Raw genomic sequence first — 17,698 nt, 5'->3', positions numbered from 1 at the left:
GGCGTCGCTACCCGGGGACCTCCTGCCACACCCAACGCGTCGTCGTGGTGAGCTGCTCGCCGGCCGCCAGCTGCGCGTGGCCGGTGCCCGGGACACCCGCGGCCGAGAGGTTCGCGGCGTCGGGCCAGGCGGTCTGCGGCTCGACGCAGAACCCGTGGGCTGGCGTGTGGACGACGTAGACCTCCGCGCCCATGGCGAGGTCCAGGACGAGATCCGGCCAGCGCACGCGGGCGGGCTCGGCGACGTCGATGAAGCAGTCGTCGAGCCGCCGCGCGCCGAGCGGGGGCGCGTCCCGCAGATCGAGCGCTCCCTCGGCCGGCGCGGCCGTGCCGTCGGGCAGCAGCTCGCCGTCCGTGACGAGGACACGTTCGGCCGCGAGCTCCAGGGCGACGTCGCCGGTGTTCGGCCGGGCGAACCACGGGTGCCAGCCGACCGCGGCGGGCATCGGGCCCTCGTGGGCGGTGAGGGTGACCACGAGCTCGAGCTCGCCGGGCCGGATCCGGGCCTCCACGTCGACCGACGCGCTCCACGGCCACCCTCCGCCGGACAGCTCGCACGTGAGCCGGGCCGACGTCGGGGGCTCGGGCGCTGGTCCGGGGGCCGGCCCGGTGACCGACCACGGGACGTCGAGCGCGGTGCCGTGGATGGCGTGGGCGCCGCAGGTCGCGGGCACCGTCCGACCGTCCGGCAGCCGTGCCTGCGCGAGGCGCCCGACCCAGGGAGCCATGAGGAAGCACCCCCAACCACTTCGGCGCTGATCGACATCGCTCGGGTCGCCCGGTGCGGTGAGCAGACGCTCCCGCCCGCCCGCGACGAACGAGGTCAGGCGCCCGCCCGCGGCGGGATCGATCGTGACACGGTCCTCGCCCGCCACGAGCGTGACCGGCCCGTTCATAGCGCCACCCGGTGCATCGGCACTCCCCTCCCGCCCCTCGGTTCGAGCCGCACACTCTCGCACCCGACCCACGATATGTCGATCGTGTCAACAAATGGCTGCTAAGGTGCCGGCGGACGATCCGCCCGATCCGGCGGACGGATCGGCGCAGTCGGCCCCACGCGCCACACGACCGACGTGCGGCCCCGGTGACACCACGGGAGGAGCGACACGATGCCCCTCGTCGCAGGCGCGGACTGCTCGACGCAGGCGACCAAGGTCGTCGTGGTGGATGCCGACGGCGGCCACATCGTCGCACGGGGCGACGCACCACACGAGGTGACCGGTACGGACGGGGCGCGCGAGACCGACCCCGGCGTCTGGAGGGAGGCGCTGGGACACGCCCTGCGGGCGACCGGACGGGCCGGGGAGCTCGCCGCCATCGCCGTCGGGGGTCAGCAGCACGGCCTCGTCGTGCACGACGCCGACGGCGAGCCCTTGCGGCCGGCCCTCTTGTGGAACGACACGCGCTCGGCCCCGCAGGCCGAGCGGCTCACCGTCGCCCTGGGGGGCGCGCGAGCGTGGGCCGAGCGCGTCGGCGTCGTGCCGGTCGCCTCCATCACCGCGACGAAATGGGCGTGGCTTCGGGAGCACGAGCCCGCACGCGCCGCCGCGGCCAGCGGGGTCTGCCTGCCCCACGACTGGCTGAACGGCCAGCTGGTCGGATCGCCGACGACCGACCGCGGCGACGCGTCCGGGACAGGCTGGTGGTCGAGTCACTCCGAGAGCTACGACGAAGAGCTCCTCGAACGGCTCGAGCTCGACGTCGCGGCGCTGCCTCCCGTGCACGGCCCGGCCGACCCTGCCGGCGAGGTCGATCACCGGGGCGCCGAGCGGTTCGGCCTGCCCCGCGGGATCCCGGTCGGGGCCGGCACCGGCGACAACATGGCCGCCGCACTCGCGCTCGGCGTCGCCCCCGGCACTCCGGTCATGAGCCTCGGCACGAGCGGCACGGTCTACGCCGTCAGCGAGCAACCCGTCGTCGACCCCAGCGGCACCGTCGCGGGGTTCGCCGACGCGACCGGCCGCTGGCTGCCCCTCGCGTGCACGCTCAACTGCACCCTCGCGGTCGACCGGATCGCCGCTCTCCTCGGGCTCGAGCGGGACGCGATCGCCGACCGCACGGACGTCACCCTGCTGCCCTACCTCGACGGGGAGCGGACCCCGAACCACCCCGGAGCGACCGGCACGCTCGTGGGGTTGCGGCACGACACGCCGCCCGAGGCCGTGCTGCGCGCCGCGTACGAGGGCGCCGCCGGGGCGCTCCTCGCGGGCCTCGACGAGCTCGACGCGCTCGGCTCCGGCCTCGACCCCTCGGCCCCGCTGATCCTGGTCGGTGGTGGGGCGCGCGGGGAGGCCTGGAGATCGATCGTGCGGGCCCTCTCCGGCCGCGCCCTGCGCGTGCCGTCCACCGAGGAGCACGTCGCGCTGGGGGCCGCCGCCCAGGCCGCGGCCGCGCTGACCGGCCGCGAACCCGTCGACGTCGCCCGCGACTGGGACCATGCCGCGGGGGATGAGCTCCCCGCGGTGCCCCGCGACGAGGAGGCGCTCGCACGGCTGCGGTCGGTCGTGTCGAAGGCGGCGCCGCTGCTGGAGGAACCGTTCGGGTGAGCGGCCAACGGCCGCCGCAGCCCCCTACGGCACCCGCGGGCTGACCGCGGCGTGGGTCCCGTCCGCGCCGACGGGATAGTGATCGGCCCCGGCCTCGCGGAACAACGCCCACGAGCTCCCTTGTCCGGGGCCGCGCGCCGTACTCCTCACCGGAAACGAGCCCGTCGGTAGATCGGCCCGTCGGCGAAGGACCCGCGCTCAGGCCGAGGCTCGCTCGCCCTCCCGCCGGCTCAGCTCGATCGCGGGGCAGCGATCCATCACGACCTCGAGTCCGGCGTCTCGTGCCCGCTGTGCCGCGGCCTCGTCGATCACCCCCAGCTGCATCCACACGGCCCTCGCACCCACGGCGACGGCCTCGTCGACGTGCTCCCCCGCGGCGTCCGACCGGCGGAAGATGTCGACCACGTCGATGGGCTCCGGGACCGAGGCGAGGGCGGGATACGCCTGGTGACCGCGCACCTCGGACGCCGTCGGGGTCACCGGGATCACGTGGTACCCGTGGCGTTCGAGCACGCCCATCACCCCGTGGCTGGGACGGTTCGGCCTGTTCGACGCACCGACCACGGCGAAGGTCCGGTAGCGGTCGAGGATGCGATCAGCGACGGCGGTGGGTTCGTCCGGGGTCCTCACGGTCGCGCTCCAAGTCGTCGGCGGCCCCGTCCCCAACGGGGACGGCCGACACAGCATTCCCCGGCGCACCGTGCGTGAGTCCGGGGGCCCGCCAACCGCGACGATCGAGCCTGATCCGTCAGTGCCGGAAGTGGCGGACCCCGGTGAGCAGCATCGGCACGGCGTGCTCGTCGCAGACGGCGACCGTGTCGGCGTCGCGCTTGGAACCCCCCGGCTGCACGATGCCGCGGATCCCCGCCTCCAGGGCCGCCTCGGGTCCGTCGCTGAACGGGAAGAACGCGTCGCTCGCGAGCACCGCTCCCTGCGCCCGCTCCCCCGCCTTGTCGACGGCGAGCCGGACGCTGTCCACCCGGGACATCTGCCCCGCCCCGACACCGACGATCGCGCCGTCACGGGCGAGGACGATCGCGTTCGACTTGACGTGCTTGACCGCGCGCCACGCGAAGACGAGGTCCCGACGCGTGCCCTCGTCCGGGGCCGTGTCGGTCGCCTGGCTCCATGCACCGGGCTCCTCGGCGGGATCGTCGAGGTCCTGCACCAGCAGTCCCCCGCTCACGGTCCGGTGGGTCGCGGCGCGCCGCGGCGCCTCGGGCCGAGCGATCTCGAGCACCCGCAGCGCGGACTTCTGCGTGAGCACCTCGAGCGCCTCCGGCTCGTACCCCGGCGCGACGACCACCTCGGTGAACACCTCGGCGATCCGCTCGGCGGTGGCGCCGTCGACGGTGCGGTTGCAGGCGACGATCCCCCCGAAGGCGCTGACCGGGTCTCCCGCCAGGGCAGGCGGGTAGGCCTCGGCCAGGGTGTCCGCCACCGCGAGGCCCGCCGGGTTGGTGTGCTTGATGATCGCGACGCACGGCTCGTTGAACTCGCTCGCCGCGAGCCACGCGGCGTCGGTGTCGAGCAGGTTGTTGTACGACAACTCCTTGCCGTGGTGCTGCACCGCCGACCCGACACCCCAGGGTTGCGCATCCACGTAGTAGGCCGCCCGCTGATGGGGATTCTCGCCGTAGCGCAGCTCCCCGGCCCGCGTGTACGTCGCGAACGTCTCCGGGAACACCTCGGACTCCCCGGTACCGGCGAACCATGCGGCGATGGCGGCGTCGTAGCGGGCCGTGTGCGCGAACGCACGCGCGGCGAGCTCCCGGCGGCGCGCGACGGTCAGCCCTCCGTCCCGTCGCAACTCCTCCAGCAGCGGTCCGTAATCGGAGGGATCGGTCAGTACCGCGACGTGCCGGTGATTCTTCGCCGCGGCCCGCACCATCGCCGGGCCGCCGATGTCGATCATCTCGACGGCCTCGCGGTCGCCGGTCGCGGGATCGGCGATCGCCTGCTCGAACGGGTAGAGGTTCACGACGAGCAGGTCGATCGTCGCGATGCCGTGCCGCGCGAGGGCGTCACCGTGCCCCGGCTCGTCCCGGTTCGCGAGCAGGCCCCCATGGATCGCCGGGTGCAGGGTCTTGACCCGCCCGTCGAGAATCTCGGGGAAGCCGGTGACCTCGGCGACCTCGGTGACCTGCACGCCGGCCTCGCGCAGCCTTCGGGCGGTCGACCCCGTCGACACGAGCCCCGCGCCGAGCTCCGTGAGTCCCTGCGCCAACTCGTCGAGACCGGTCTTGTCGTACGTCGACAGCAGGGCGCGACGGACCGGGAGGACGTCGGTCATGCGGATGCTCCTCTCTGGACGAACGCGCGGGGACGTCCTTCAGTCCACCACGTGCACGCGTCGGCCCTCCGATCGGAGCCGACCCTCCGCGTGGAGGCGGACCGCTGCGGGGAGCAGACGGTGCTCGACCGTCTGGATGCGTGCGTGCAGGCTGGCCGCGTCGTCGTCGGGAGTGACGGGCACCGCCTCCTGGGCGACGATCGGACCGTGGTCGACCTCCTCGTCGACGAAGTGCACCGTCGCGCCGGAGACCTTCACCCCCCACTCCAGCGCGGCCTCGACCGCGCGGGCTCCCGGGAAGGCGGGCAGGAGCGACGGGTGCACGTTGAACATCGGCCAGCGGCGCACGAAGGGCGGCGGCAGCACCCGCATGAACCCGGCCAGGACGACGAGATCGGGGGCGGCCGCCGCGACGGCCTCGCCGAGCTCCTCGGCCCAGGCGTCGCGGTCCTCGCTCCCACGGAAGGGCACACAGGACGTCGCGATGCCCGCGCGAGCGGCCCGCTCCAGCGCAGTGGCCCCCGCGCGGTCGCTGGCGACGAGCGCGATCTCGGGGGCCAGATCCGGGGCATCGAGCAGGGCCTGCAGGTTCGAGCCCGAACCGGATGCCAGCACGACGAGGCGGGAGGACATGGGACGCGCTCCTCGGCGTGCGGCAGCGGTGGGCGGTGCAACCGGGTGGCGGTGCAACCGGGTCGCGGCGGCGCCCGGGTGGCGGCGGCGCCGGGTGGCGGCGCGATCATGCCTGTCGGGGTCCGGATCCCTCAACCCGACGCTGAGGCCAGCCCTGTGGGGCCAACGCGGGCCACCGACAACACGCCCGCGGATCCGCAGCCGCGCGCGCCAGTCCGCCTCCGGACCGCGGTGCGGTTACTCGCGCATCCGCGAGCACACGTACCCGCATCAGATCCCCAACGCCACCGACCCACGAACCGCCGTGCGGTTACCCGCGCATCCGCGGGCACGCGTACCCCCATCAGATCCCCAACGCCGCCGACCCAAGAACCGCGGTGCGGTTACCCGCGGATGCGCGGGCAACCCCACCGCGCGTCGGACGCACGATCGGGGCCGCCCCACCGCCGGAAGGCGCGCGACCGGCCGCAGAACGGACACGCGAGCGGCCGCATAACGGCCAGAGGCCTCCGCGGGAAGACCACCAGGCCGTCGCGCGTTGAACGGGGCAGCCAACCGGACCCTTGTGGCCCGGGGTGGGCCTCACGTCGGAGAGCCTCAAGCTCCCCGCGCGTCGGTCGACACGGTCCGCACGTGTTACGGTCCGCTTGGTCCCAACCGGGCACCAGGCCCTCGAGAGGCCCTCCATGACCACTGCTGCCACGCTCGCCACCGCTGCTCGTCCGGACGGGCGTCCCTGGCTCCGTGGCGCCTTCCACGGGCTGGCGGTTCCGCTGGCCGTGCTGGGCTTCTGGCTGCTCTGGGAGTCGGCGAACGCGCTGGCCACGCAGGCCACGGTCATCGTGTTCGGCAGCACCCTCGTGGGCCTCTACACGGTGTCGAGCCTCTACCACCTCGTCCCGTGGAGCCAGCGTGTGCGGGCGCTGCTGGCACGGTTCGACGGTGCAATGATCCAGCTGTTCATCGCCGGCTCCTTCACGCCGGTCGCCTTCCACACGCTCGACGGCAGCTGGCGGACGTGGAGCCTCGTCGTCGCGTGGGGGGTCGCCGGGATCGGGGCGCTCATCGCGGCCTCGCCCCTCACCGCGCCCCGCTGGCTCAGCACCGCCGGTTACATCGCCGTGGGCTGGCTCGCGGTGGTCCCCATGAGCCAGATCGTGCAGGCCCTCCCGTGGGAGGGCGTGGGACTCATCGTCCTAGGCGGCTTCTTCTATACGCTCGGTGCGGTCGTCTACGCCCTCAAGTGGCCCGACCCGTTCCCGTCGTGGCTCGGCTTCCACGAGATCTTCCATCTGCTCGTCATCGCCGCGAGCACGGCCCACTACTTCGCGATCTGGCAGTACGTCCTGGGCTGACCCGGCGACCCACGGACCACTCGCGACCACCCGCAGGCCACTCGCGACGACTCGCGGACCACTCACGACCACCCTCGGACCACTCGCGGAGCCCGGCTCTAGCGGCCGAGCGCCTGGATCATCTTCTGCGCCGTCTCGGTCGGGTTGCCACCCACCCAGATCCCGAGCTGCTCCAGGTCGGCCTTCTTCTCCGCGGCCGTCTCGCCGCCCTCGCCGCCTTCCTTCACGATGGCTCCGGCGTGGCCCATCTGCTTGCCCGGCGGCGCGGAGAACCCGGCCACGTAGGCCACGACGGGCGTTTGCGGGATGTGGTCGGCGATCCAGCGACCGACCTTCTGCTCCTCGGTGCCACCGATCTCGCCGACGAACACGATCGCCTCCGTGGCGTCGTCCTCGGCGAACCGCTCGATCACGTCGAGGAAGTCGCTGCCGATGATCGGGTCACCCCCGATCCCGACACAGGTCGACACCCCGATCCCCGCGAGCGCGAGCTCGTGCATGATCTGGTACGTCAGCGTCCCCGAGCGCGAGACCAGTCCGACGTTGCCGGGCATGGTGATCTCACCGGGGATGATCCCGACGTTCGCCTTGCCGGGGCTGATGATCCCCGGGCAGTTCGGCCCGATGAGGACCGGCCGTCCCTCCTTCGCGAACGTCCCGTCGTCGCGACGCGGGTACAACGTGTTGTACACGACCGCCATGTCGTGCACCGGCATGCCCTCGGTCACCGTCACGATCGTCTCGATGCCCGCCTCGTGTGCCTCGAGGATCGCGTCCTTGGTGAACGGGGCCGGCACCATGATCATCGAGGTGTTCGCCCCGGTCTCGGCCACGGCCTCCGCCACGTTGGGGAACAGCGGGAGCCCGAGCTCCTCCCACGTCTGCCCGCCCTTCTTGGGATGCACACCGCCGACGACGTTCGTGCCGTAGCGCTGGTTGCGCTGCGCGTGGAAGGTCCCCTGGGCTCCGGTGCCCTGGACGATGACCTTCGTCTGCTGGTCGATCAGGATGCTCAACGTCGTGTTCTCCTTCGCGCGCGTGTGGCGGGCGCCTAGCGGGACTCACCGGCGAGTTCGACGACCTTCTGTGCGGCGTCGTCCATCTTCTCGGCGGGTACGAGGTTCGGGTTGCCGGCCTGCTCGAGGATGTCGCGACCCGCGTCGGCGTTCGTGCCGTCGAGCCGGACGACGAGCTTCTTGTCGAGCCCGCCGATCTGCTCGATCGCCCCGAGCACGCCATGGGCCACGTCGTCGCAGCGGGTGATGCCGCCGAAGATGTTCACGAGCATCGCTGACACCTCGGGGTTCTCGAGCACGAACGCGATGCCGGTGGCCATGGATTCGGCGGAGGCGCCACCGCCGGCGTCGAGGAAGTTCGCGGGGTGCCCCCCCGCCTCGTTGACGACGTCGAGGGTCGCCATCACGAGGCCCGCACCGTTGCCCATGACCCCGATGTCGCCGTCGAGCTCGACGTACTGCAGGCCCTTCTGCTGCGCCTGCGCCTCACGGCTGTCGCCCCCGACCACGTCGCCCCAGCCCTCGAGCTCGGGGTGGCGGAACAACGCGGACCCGTCGATCGACACCTTCGAGTCGAGCGCGATCACGCGCCCCTCGGTGGTCTTGATCAGCGGGTTGATCTCGAACAGGGTCGCGTCGCTCGCGACGAAGCCTTGGTGGAGGCGGGTCAGCAGGCTCGCGGCCTCGTCGACCACCTCCGCCGGGAACTGCGCCTGCTCGAGGATCTCGCGCGCTTGGCGGTCCGAGAGCGACCGGGTGGGGTCGAGCTCGGCCTTGACGACCTTCTCGGGGGTCCGGCGGTTGACCTCCTCGATCTCGACACCGCCCTCGACCGAGGCGATCACCAGGTAGCCCTTGGTGACCCGATCGTGCAACACCGAGAGGTAGTACTCCTCGGCGATGTCGCTGGCGGGCTCCACGAGCACGAGCTCGGTGGTGTGCCCGCTGATGTCGAGCCCGAGGATCGCCTCGGCGGCCTCGCGAGCCGCGGACGGGTCGGGGCAGTACTTCACCCCTCCGGCCTTGCCCCGGCCGCCCGTGAGCACTTGCGCCTTGACCATCACCGGGCCGCCGAAGCCCGCGGCGAGGCGCTCGGCCTCCGCCGCGTCGCGGGTCACCTCACCGCGCGGCGTGGTGGGGATGCCGTGCGAGCGGAAGAGCTCCTTGCCCTGATACTCCATCAAGTCCATCGGTCGCGTTCCTCGTCGAGCCGGTCGGGGGTCTGGGCCGCGGCATGGCCGCGCACCCGGGTCTGGCGAAGCAGCGGGACGCCGCCGCCTGCGCCACGGGCACGGGGGTCAGGAGGGCGCCTGGTCGCGGGCGGGGACGTGGTCGCGCACCCACTCGATGATGTCGGACGTCGACGCGCCGGGAGTGAAGATCTCGGCGACGCCGCGCGCCTTCAGCTCGGCGATGTCCTCCTTCGGGACGATCCCGCCGCCGAAGACGACGATGTCGTCCGCCCCGCGTTCGTGCAGCAGGTCGACGACCCGGGGGAACAGCGTCATGTGCGCCCCCGAGTGGATCGACAGGCCGACGACCTGCACGTCCTCCTGCAGCGCGGCCTCGACGATCTGCTCGGGAGTCTGGTGCAGGCCGGAATAGACGACCTCGAAGCCGGCGTCCCGTAGCGCGCGGGCGACGATCTTCGCACCTCGGTCGTGCCCGTCCAGGCCGGGCTTCGCGATCAACACCCGAACCGCCACAAGAACTCCCTCCCGTGGGGACCGTCGCCACTCGAGCACGGCGGCCGAGCACGAGCGCCCATGGCACCGGTCCCGGGCTCGCGACGCCCCGAGTGGTGGCGGGCAGCATAACCCGCGATCGATTCACGCACCCATTCCGCCGCCGATCGACGCACGCACGAGCGATCATGGCCGCGATGAGCGACCCGGACTTCGGACCGCGCGGCTACTTGCCACCCCGGGCGGCGGCCCGCGCCCGCAAGATCATCCTGCGCGGACCGCTCGGCCTGCAATGGGTGGTCGCCAGCGTCCTCACCGGCCTCGCCCTCGTCGGCGTGGGCATCGCCTACCTCACGGTGCAGGCCTTGCCACCGGCGGCTCCCTACGAACCCGTGGCGGCCATCGACGAGGTCGACCCGCGCGGCGCCACGACCGTGCCCGTGGGTGAGGAGGAGGAGGAGGTGGTGCTGCTGCGGGGCGGCGGGAGCCTGCGCGCCTTCGCCGCGCCCGACACCGCCGTACACTGGTGCGAGGAGAGCGGCCGCGTCGAGGCTGCCGACGGGCGGGTGTGGACCCGCGACGGCCGGCGCGTCGGTGGACAGGGCGCGTCCCTGGGCGTCCTGCCGGTGGAGGTGTTCGACGGGGACGTCTTCGTCGACCCGACCGCGCCGGACGCGCCCGAACCCGGGGGCGACGACCAGTCCCCCGGGTGCGACGCCCCCGGGTGAGGCGCGGCGGGCGGGCACCGACCTCACGTCGCGGAGTCACCGGCCCGCGGCGGGCGGGCACCGACCTCGCGTCCCGGAGTCACCGGCCGACCGGTTATCCGGGCAGAATGTTGGGTATTCCGAACCCGCCCGAGGGGTCGGGCCCACAGGTGTTCGGAGGGGGTGCGGTGGACCACGAGGCGCAGCCGGGGGCCGGCGAGCTCCTGTGCCGCCAGGCGTCGTCGGTCGCGCGAGCCCTGCTGCGACCTCGGTCCTATGCCGGGCTGGCGCGGGAGGCCGTGCTGACCTCGTTCCACCTGTCGACCTACCCGTTGGGCCTCCTTCCCGGCGTCACGGCCGGACGGGCGGCCAACTCCGCGGACGCGGAGGAGGTCGGCGCCGGCGCGCCGGCGGGTGCCGCCGCGGACATGCCGGTCATGCTCGTGCACGGCTACGTCCACAACCGCAGCGCGTTTCTGGTGATGTCGCGGGCGCTGCGGCGCGCGGGGTTCCGCACCGTGCAGGGCCTCAACTACAACCCACTGGTGCACGACCTCGACCAGATCGCCGCGCTGCTCGACGCCGAGATCGCGCGGCTGCGGCGCCGCACCGGGGCCCCGCGGGTACACCTCGTCGGCCACTCGATGGGCGGGATCATCGCCCGCCACTACGTCCAGCTCCTCGGCGGCGAGGACACCGTGGCGACCTGCGTGACGATCGGTGCCCCCCACCGGGGCAGCTACTCGAGCTATCTGGGCCCGGGCCCGGCGGCCGCGCAGCTGCGGCCGGGATCGGGCTACCTCCGCCACCTGGAGGAGACCGCGCGACCGTCCCAGGTTCGTTGGATCGCCCTCTGGTCCGACCTCGACCTCATGGTCGTGCCCGCCGCTAACGCGAGGCTCGTACACCCGGCGCTGCAGGCCGAGAACGTCCGGATCCGCAACACCGGCCACCTCTCGCTGCTGCTCTCCCGAGAGGTCCTCCGCCGCGTCGTCGGCCTGCTCGGCGAGGATCCCGGCGGCGAGCCCGCCCAGGGGGTCGCATCGCTTCCTGCCACCGCGAGGGGCTAAACGGCGCCGCGGGCGATCAGGCGCGCACGAGCGGCGCGTAGGCGAGCAGCATCCGCTTGGTGCCGCCCTCGTCGAAGCGCACCACGGCCTCCTCGTTCCCGGGGTCCCCGCTGATCTCGAGGACCACGCCGGTCCCGAAGCTCGGGTGGCGGATGCGGTCGCCCGCGCCGACGTCGCCCGTCGCCCCGTTGTGGGGACCTTCGCCGAGGCGGCTGGCCGCCCGGCGGCTCGGCCCGCCCGCGTCACCCTCGCGCGCGGCCACCAACTCGTCGGGGACCTCCTTCAGGAACCGGGACGGCGGGTTGGCGTGGGTCCCGCCGAACAGCGTGCGTTTCCAGGCGTTCGTCAGGTACAGCCGCCGCTGCGCGCGGGTCATGGCCACGTAGCAGAGCCGGCGCTCCTCCTCGAGGTCGTCGGGCTCAGACAACGACCGGTGATGCGGGAAGATCCCGTCCTCGAGTCCCACGACGAACACGACCGGGTACTCGAGGCCCTTGGCGTTGTGCATCGTCATGAGGGTGACGCGCTCGTCGCCGTCGGCGAGCGCGTCCTGCTCGCTGACCAACGCCACCCGCTCGAGGAAGGCCTCCAGCTGGACCCGCGCCTCGTCGGGGTCCGCCGGCCCCTGCGAGCCCTGCAGGTCGAGGAAGTCGTCGGCCACGCCCGCGAGCTCCTTGACGTTCTCGACCCGCCCGAGCGCCTCGACGGTGCGCTCGGCCTCGAGCTCCGACACGTAGCCGGTCCGCTCGAGCACCAGCTCGACGATCTCCCGCGGGGCGAGCACCCGCTCGAAGGCCTCGGTGCGCATCGCCTCGACGAGGTTCACGAACTCCCGGACCGCGCGGGCGCCACGGGAGCTGACCTGGTGGTTGTCGTCGACGCGCCGGCACGCGTCGAGGAAGTGGACCTGCTCGCGGGCGGCGAACAGGTCGAGGTATTCCTCGGTCTTGCGGCCCACCCCCCGGCGGGGCACGTTCAGCACGCGCTTGGCCGAGACGTCGTCGGCCGGGTTCACGAGCAGCCGCAGGTACGCGAGCACGTCCTTGATCTCGCGCCGCTCGTAGAAGCGCGTCCCCCCGACGATGCGGTAGGGCGTGCCGACGCGCATGAGGATCTCCTCGAGCGCTCGGCTCTGCGCGTTCGTCCGGTAGAACACCGCGACGTCGGAGGCGCCTGTTGCCTCCTCGTCGGCGAGCCGGTCGATCTCCTCGGAGACGAACGCGGCCTCGTCCTGTTCGTTGTCGGCCGTGTAGCGCACGACCTCCGTGCCCTGGCCGGCGTCGGTCCACAGGTGCTTGTCGATGCGCTGGGTGTTGTGGCGGATCACCGCGTTCGCCGCATCGAGGATCGTCTGGGTCGACCGGTAGTTGCGGTCGAGCGTGATGCGCACGGCGTCGGGGAAGTCGCGCTCGAACTCGAGGATGTTGCGGACGTCGGCGCCGCGGAACTTGTAGATCGACTGGGCGTCGTCACCGACCACCATCACGTTGCGGTGCTCGGCGGCGAGCAGGCGCACGAGCTCGTACTGGGCGCGGTTGGTGTCCTGCCACTCGTCGACGAGCACGTGGCGGAACCGCTCGCGGTAGTGGGTGAGCACCTCGTCGAAGAGCTGGAACAGCTCGACGGTCTTCACCAGCAGGTCGTCGAAGTCGAACGCGCTCGCGCGGTGGAGCCGCTCCTGGTACGCCCGGTAGACCTCGGCGACCTGCTGCTCGTACCACGACTCCGCCTGCGACCGGTAGGTCTCGAAGTCGATCAGTTCGTTCTTCGCGCGGCTGATCGCGGCCTGCGCCCCGCGCGGGGTGACCTTCTTGGTGTCCATGCCGAGGTCGGACTGCACCGACTGGACGAGGCGCTGGGCGTCGGTCGCGTCGTAGATCGAGAACGCGGTCGCGTACCCGAGCCGATGGGCCTCCTCGCGCAGCAACCGGGCACAGGCGGAGTGGAACGTCGAGACCCACATGCCGCCCCAGCGCCGCGGGCGCATCCGGCCGTCGTCGTCGCGGTCGACCCCCACGATCCGGTCGCCGACGAGCCGGCCCACCCGGTCCTTCATCTCGTCAGCGGCCTTGTTCGTGAAGGTGATCGCGAGCAGCTCGAACGGGCTCACGCCGCGGTCGCGGACGAGGTGCGCGATGCGGTGGGTGAGCACGCGGGTCTTGCCGCTGCCGGCGCCGGCGATCACGAGCAATGGCCCGTCCGGGTGGGTGACCGCGGCGCGCTGCGACTCGTTGAGGCCCTCGACGAGCTCGGCGGAGGCCGCCACCGGCTCGGCCGGTGCGTCGTCGGGGGCGTGGGAGAGGACCGGGTCGCGTGACATCAGGGCGAGTGTAGGGGGTGCCGCCGACGGCGACCCGCCCGGGCGACGTCATGTGCGGCAGTGCACAGAACCCGCCCGAGTGGCCGCTGGTCGACGCGGTTCAACCGGGACGCAGGGCCTCGAGGCGGGCGCGGTGCTCGGGCAGGTGCACCTCGGCGTGGGTGTTCAGGACCCCCGACCACGGCATCGGCGCCTCCACCCGCACGGTGTCGCCGTCCACGATGCGGGTGGGCACCGGGGACGCCGCGGCGTCCTCGCCCAGCGCGCGGACGACGTAGACGAGCTCGAGACCGGCGGCGCGCGCCGCCGACAGCAGGCCGTCCCAGCCGCCCGCGGCGCGTGCGATGGCGTCCAGGTAGGCCTCGCGCGTCGTGGGTGCGTTGTCGTAAGTCGGGCCGGTGCCTGCCCCGACCTCGGCCGTGGTCACCCCGAGCAGCCGCGCGCTCGCCACCACATGGGCAAGGACCCGGTCGGCCGTCCAGGAACCGTCCCCGCCCGGCTCGCCGAAGCCCCCCGCGCGGGCCGTCTCGAGCAGCTCACGGTATCCGGTCTCCAGCGCACTGGTGTCCATCGGCGTCCTCACGGAGAAACGAAGCGGCACGGGCGGGTCGCAGGATAGGCGCAGCGGCGCGGCGGCGTTGCACGCATTCCCCAGGCTTGGTCAGTGCCGTGGCTGCCACGCGAACCCCCGGCTCAATCAACGCCACCGCTGTCACGCGGGCTACCAGGCTCAGTCAGCGCGGCGCGCGTGCCACCGGCCCTGCTCCCGGCGCACCTCCAACGGCACCCCGAACGCATCCGAGAGGACCAGCCCGGTCAGGACCTCGTCGACGGGCCCACACGCGTGCACGCCCCCATCGCGGAGGATCAACGCGTGGGTCACCGACGGCGGGAGCTCCTCGAGGTGATGGCTCACGAGGACGAGCGCTCGCGGTGCGACGAGCCGCTCGAGCCGGTCGAGCAACAACTCCCGCCCGCCCACGTCGAGCCCCGCGGCGGGCTCGTCGAGCAGCACCAGCTCGGGGGAGGCCGCGGTCTCCCCCGCCCGCAGCACCCTGGCGAGTTGGGTGCGCTGGCGCTCGCCGTCCGACAGGGTCCCCACGCGCCGTTCGGCCAGGCCCCCCAGACCGAGATCGGTGAGCAACCCGCGAGCGGCCGCCACCTCGGCCTCGTCGAACGACTGGCCCCACGCGGTCAGGGTCGCCCGCGGCCCCGTCAGCACGGCCTCGAGCACGGTCGACTCGGGCCGGAGCCGCCGCGTGAGCGTCGGCCCGGCGACACCGACGCGCCGCCGCAACTCGCGCAGGTCGACCCGCCCCACCCGGGCGCCCAACACGTCGGCGACCCCGTCGCTGGGCAGCTCGTAGGTGGAGGCAACCTCGAGCAGGCTCGTCTTGCCCGCCCCGTTGGGACCGAGCAGGGCCCACCGCTGCCCTTCCTCGACCTCCCAGTCGACCCCGCCCACGAGTACGCGGCCGTCGCGGCGCAGACCCACCCCCCGTAAACGCAGCACGCTCACGTTCGCCTCATTCCCACTCGATCGTGCCGGGGGGCTTGCTCGTCACGTCGTAGGCGACGCGACCGACACTCGGCACCTCGTTGACGATCCGTCCGGTCACCCGCTCGAGCACGTCGTAGTCGATGCGGGCGAAGTCCGCGGTCATCGCGTCCTCGCTGGTGACCGCTCGGAGGATCACGGGGTACCCGTACGTGCGCTCGTCGCCCTGCACGCCCACGGTGCGCACGTCGGGCAGCACCACGAACGCCTGCCAGATCTCGCCCTCCAACCCGGCCCGGGCGAGCTCGTGGCGAAAGATCGCGTCGGCGGCCCGGAGCACCTCCAGCTTCTCGCGGGTCACCTCGCCGATGATGCGGACCGCGAGGCCGGGACCGGGGAACGGCTGGCGCTCGACGATCTCCTCGGGCAATCCGAGCTCGGCGCCGACGCGGCGGACCTCGTCCTTGAACAGCCACCGCAGCGGCTCGACGAGGTCGAAGTTCATGCGCTCGGGCAGCCCGCCGACGTTGTGGTGGGTCTTGATCGTCGCCGACGAGCCGTGTCCGGACTCGACGACGTCGGGGTAGAGCGTCCCCTGCACGAGGAACGCGGCGCCCGAGGCGTGCTCGAGGGCCGCCTCCTCGAACGTGCGGATGAACTCCTCGCCGATGCGACGGCGCTTCTCCTCGGGCTCGCTGACCCCCTCGAGCTGGCGCAGGAACCGGTCGGCGGCCTTGATGCTCACCAGCCGTGTGTCCGAGTGCGCGCCGAAGGCCTGCTCCACCTGCTCGGCCTCGTCCTGCCGCAACAGGCCGTGGTCGACGAACAGACAGGTCAGCTGGCTGCCGACGGCCTCGTGCACGAGCGCGGCCGCGACCGCCGAGTCGACGCCACCGGAGAGACCGCACACGACCTGCGCGTCGCCGACCTGTTCCCGCACCGCGCCGACGGCCGCCGCGATCACCGAGTGGCTCGTCCACGTACGGCGCACCCCGGCGACATCGAGGAAGGCCTTCAGCACCTCGAGACCCCAGGGGGTGTGGCTCACCTCGGGGTGGTACTGGACGCCGAAGATGCCGCGTTCGGGGTCCTCGAACGCCGCGACCGGGCTCGCGGCGGTCGACGCGAGCACGCGGCAGCCCGGCGGCGGGCTCACGACGGTGTCACGGTGGCTCATCCACACGATCTGGGCAAGCGGCTGCTCCCCCAACAGACGACCGCCGGGGTCGTCGACGGTAAGGGACGTGCGGCCGAACTCCGCGGCGTCGGTCCGGGCGACCTCCCCGCCCAGGGCGTCCGCGAGCAGCTGCTGCCCGTAGCAGATCCCGAGGACGGGCAAGCCGGCCTCCAGCACGGCGGGGTCCATCCCGGGCGCGCCCTCGGCGTACACGGAGGCGGGTCCGCCCGAGAGCACGAGCGCCGAGGGCCGGCGGGCGAGGATCTCTTCTGCGGGCGCGTCCCCGGGGACGATCTCGGAGTACGCGTGCAGCTCGCGGAGTCGGCGCGCGATCACCTGCGCGTACTGGGCACCGAAGTCGAGGACGAGGACGGTGTCGAACCCCACGGATGCCTCCCGGGACGAGGCCGCAATCGAGAGCGCACCGTAGCGCACGGGTACCCTTCGTCATATCCCGGCCGTACCGAGGAGACCACCGTGAGCGACCCGCAGCGTCCCGACCAGGGGGATCCCGACGAGACCCGTCGGGTCAGTCCCGACGATGACCGGACCCAGCAGCTCGGCGCGGACGACGATCCGACGCGTCGGCTCGACCCGTCCGAGGAGGCCACGCAGGTCAGCCCTGCCGACGACCAGACGCGCGTCGACCACGCGGGCGTCCACCCCACCGACCCGTCCCAGGAGGCGTTCGCGGACCCGTGGTACCAGGACCCCGACGCGGTGGATCCCCTCCCGCCCGAGGAGGAGGTCGAGGAACCGGCTCCGGCGGGGCTGTCGAAGGGACGCGCGGCGCTGATCGGCCTGCTCACGTTCGGCCTCGGCTTCGTCGTGGCGCTCATCGTCGTCGCGGCGTTCGGCGGCGAGGACGAGGTGATCGACGCCGACGCCGACGACGCGGTCGCGGCCCTCGAGGACGAGAACGCCGAGCTCCAACAGGAGAACGAGCAGCTGCAGGACGAGAACGAGAACCTCGAGGCACAGCTCGACGAGCAGGAACAGGAGCTCGCCGCCGCGCGCGAGGCCCTGGAGGAGGCCGACGACGACGTCGCCGACGCCCAGGCGGCGCTCGACGAGCGCGCGGACACGCTCGACGAGCGCGAGTCACAGCTCGACGACCGGGCTGGGCAGCTGGACGAGCGCGCCACGGAGCTCGACGAGCGGGAGCAGGAGCTCGACGAGCGGGAGCAGGCGCTCGCGCAGGCCGAGGAGGAGGAGGAGGACGTCGACCCGGGGAACGACGTCGACCCCGGGGATGAGGACGACCCCGGGGATGAGGACATCGATCTGCCCGACGTCGAGCTCGACGAGGAGCAGGCGCAGAACTTCGTGGATCGCGTGATCGAGGGCATCCGGGACATGCTCCCGTGACCGGCCTCCTGACCGGGCGGCCATCGGCGAG

General features: G+C 72.8%; 16 protein-coding genes. 5 read left to right on the top strand and 11 right to left on the bottom strand.

Annotated elements, in window-relative coordinates; genetic code table 11:
* Positions 1–7: 7 nt before the first annotated feature.
* Positions 8–895 carry an aldose 1-epimerase gene (locus tag ER308_RS14270; RefSeq protein ID WP_131155604.1) on the bottom strand — a complete coding sequence of 296 codons (888 nt, stop codon included), beginning with the start codon at positions 893–895 and terminating at the stop codon, positions 8–10.
* A gap of 213 nt (positions 896–1,108) precedes the next feature.
* Here ER308_RS14270 and xylB point away from each other — a divergent pair, with 213 nt between their 5' ends.
* On the top strand, positions 1,109–2,545 hold the full coding sequence (gene xylB / locus ER308_RS14265; RefSeq protein WP_131155603.1) for a xylulokinase: 1,437 nt from the start codon (positions 1,109–1,111) through the stop codon (positions 2,543–2,545).
* 198 nt (positions 2,546–2,743) lie between these two features.
* On the opposite strand, the gene ER308_RS14260 is transcribed toward xylB, so the two are convergent.
* The 3 genes from ER308_RS14260 to purN all read right to left on the bottom strand — a co-directional run bounded on the left by ER308_RS14260 (position 2,744) and on the right by purN (position 5,471).
* Positions 2,744–3,175 (bottom strand): CoA-binding protein, encoded by a 432-nt coding sequence (locus ER308_RS14260; RefSeq protein ID WP_240731817.1) that lies wholly within the window; start codon positions 3,173–3,175, stop codon positions 2,744–2,746.
* Positions 3,176–3,293: 118 nt separating this feature from the next.
* On the bottom strand, positions 3,294–4,838 hold the full coding sequence (gene purH / locus ER308_RS14255) for a bifunctional phosphoribosylaminoimidazolecarboxamide formyltransferase/IMP cyclohydrolase (RefSeq protein ID WP_131155601.1): 1,545 nt from the start codon (positions 4,836–4,838) through the stop codon (positions 3,294–3,296).
* A 39-nt stretch (positions 4,839–4,877) separates the two neighbouring features.
* The gene (gene purN / locus ER308_RS14250; protein ID WP_131155600.1) at positions 4,878–5,471 is read right to left on the bottom strand and encodes a phosphoribosylglycinamide formyltransferase; all 594 of its coding nucleotides are present in this window, start codon (positions 5,469–5,471) and stop codon (positions 4,878–4,880) included.
* Between the two features lie 686 nt (positions 5,472–6,157).
* On the opposite strand from purN, the gene trhA reads away from it, so the two are divergent.
* Entirely contained in the window at positions 6,158–6,826 is a 669-nt protein-coding gene (gene trhA / locus ER308_RS14245) for a PAQR family membrane homeostasis protein TrhA (protein ID WP_131155599.1), read from the top strand.
* Between the two features lie 98 nt (positions 6,827–6,924).
* Here trhA and sucD read toward each other — a convergent pair whose 3' ends face one another.
* The 3 genes from sucD to ER308_RS14230 all read right to left on the bottom strand — a co-directional run bounded on the left by sucD (position 6,925) and on the right by ER308_RS14230 (position 9,536).
* Positions 6,925–7,842, bottom strand: a complete 918-nt coding sequence (sucD, locus tag ER308_RS14240) for a succinate--CoA ligase subunit alpha (RefSeq protein ID WP_131155598.1) — start codon at positions 7,840–7,842, stop codon at positions 6,925–6,927.
* Positions 7,843–7,877: 35 nt separating this feature from the next.
* Positions 7,878–9,032, bottom strand: a complete 1,155-nt coding sequence (gene sucC / locus ER308_RS14235; protein ID WP_131155597.1) for an ADP-forming succinate--CoA ligase subunit beta — start codon at positions 9,030–9,032, stop codon at positions 7,878–7,880.
* A gap of 108 nt (positions 9,033–9,140) precedes the next feature.
* Positions 9,141–9,536: a cobalamin B12-binding domain-containing protein gene (locus ER308_RS14230; RefSeq protein WP_240731816.1), complete on the bottom strand. Its 396-nt coding sequence runs from the start codon at positions 9,534–9,536 to the stop codon at positions 9,141–9,143.
* Positions 9,537–9,724: 188 nt separating this feature from the next.
* Here ER308_RS14230 and ER308_RS14225 point away from each other — a divergent pair, with 188 nt between their 5' ends.
* Together ER308_RS14225 and ER308_RS14220 are read left to right on the top strand one after the other, a co-directional pair.
* Positions 9,725–10,255 carry a hypothetical protein gene (locus ER308_RS14225; protein WP_131155595.1) on the top strand — a complete coding sequence of 177 codons (531 nt, stop codon included), beginning with the start codon at positions 9,725–9,727 and terminating at the stop codon, positions 10,253–10,255.
* A 167-nt stretch (positions 10,256–10,422) separates the two neighbouring features.
* Entirely contained in the window at positions 10,423–11,304 is an 882-nt protein-coding gene (locus ER308_RS14220; RefSeq protein WP_165492106.1) for an esterase/lipase family protein, read from the top strand.
* Positions 11,305–11,320: 16 nt separating this feature from the next.
* Here the strand turns inward: ER308_RS14220 and pcrA are convergent, their stop codons facing one another.
* The 4 genes from pcrA to guaA all read right to left on the bottom strand — a co-directional run bounded on the left by pcrA (position 11,321) and on the right by guaA (position 16,713).
* Positions 11,321–13,624, bottom strand: a complete 2,304-nt coding sequence (gene pcrA / locus ER308_RS14215; protein ID WP_205745627.1) for a DNA helicase PcrA — start codon at positions 13,622–13,624, stop codon at positions 11,321–11,323.
* Positions 13,625–13,724: 100 nt separating this feature from the next.
* Positions 13,725–14,195, bottom strand: a complete 471-nt coding sequence (locus ER308_RS14210; RefSeq protein WP_131155593.1) for a hypothetical protein — start codon at positions 14,193–14,195, stop codon at positions 13,725–13,727.
* A 159-nt stretch (positions 14,196–14,354) separates the two neighbouring features.
* Positions 14,355–15,143, bottom strand: a complete 789-nt coding sequence (locus ER308_RS14205) for an ABC transporter ATP-binding protein (RefSeq protein ID WP_131155592.1) — start codon at positions 15,141–15,143, stop codon at positions 14,355–14,357.
* A 7-nt stretch (positions 15,144–15,150) separates the two neighbouring features.
* Complete coding sequence (guaA, locus tag ER308_RS14200) at positions 15,151–16,713, bottom strand: glutamine-hydrolyzing GMP synthase (protein WP_131157038.1); 1,563 nt, start codon at positions 16,711–16,713, stop codon at positions 15,151–15,153.
* Between the two features lie 63 nt (positions 16,714–16,776).
* Between guaA and ER308_RS14195 the strand changes: the two genes are divergently transcribed.
* Complete coding sequence (locus ER308_RS14195; protein ID WP_131155591.1) at positions 16,777–17,667, top strand: hypothetical protein; 891 nt, start codon at positions 16,777–16,779, stop codon at positions 17,665–17,667.
* Positions 17,668–17,698: the final 31 nt, after the last annotated feature.

It is taken from the genome of Egibacter rhizosphaerae (assembly GCF_004322855.1).
Classification (GTDB): Bacteria; Actinomycetota; Nitriliruptoria; order Euzebyales; family Egibacteraceae; genus Egibacter; species Egibacter rhizosphaerae.
This window is presented reverse-complemented; position numbering and strand designations above follow the sequence as displayed.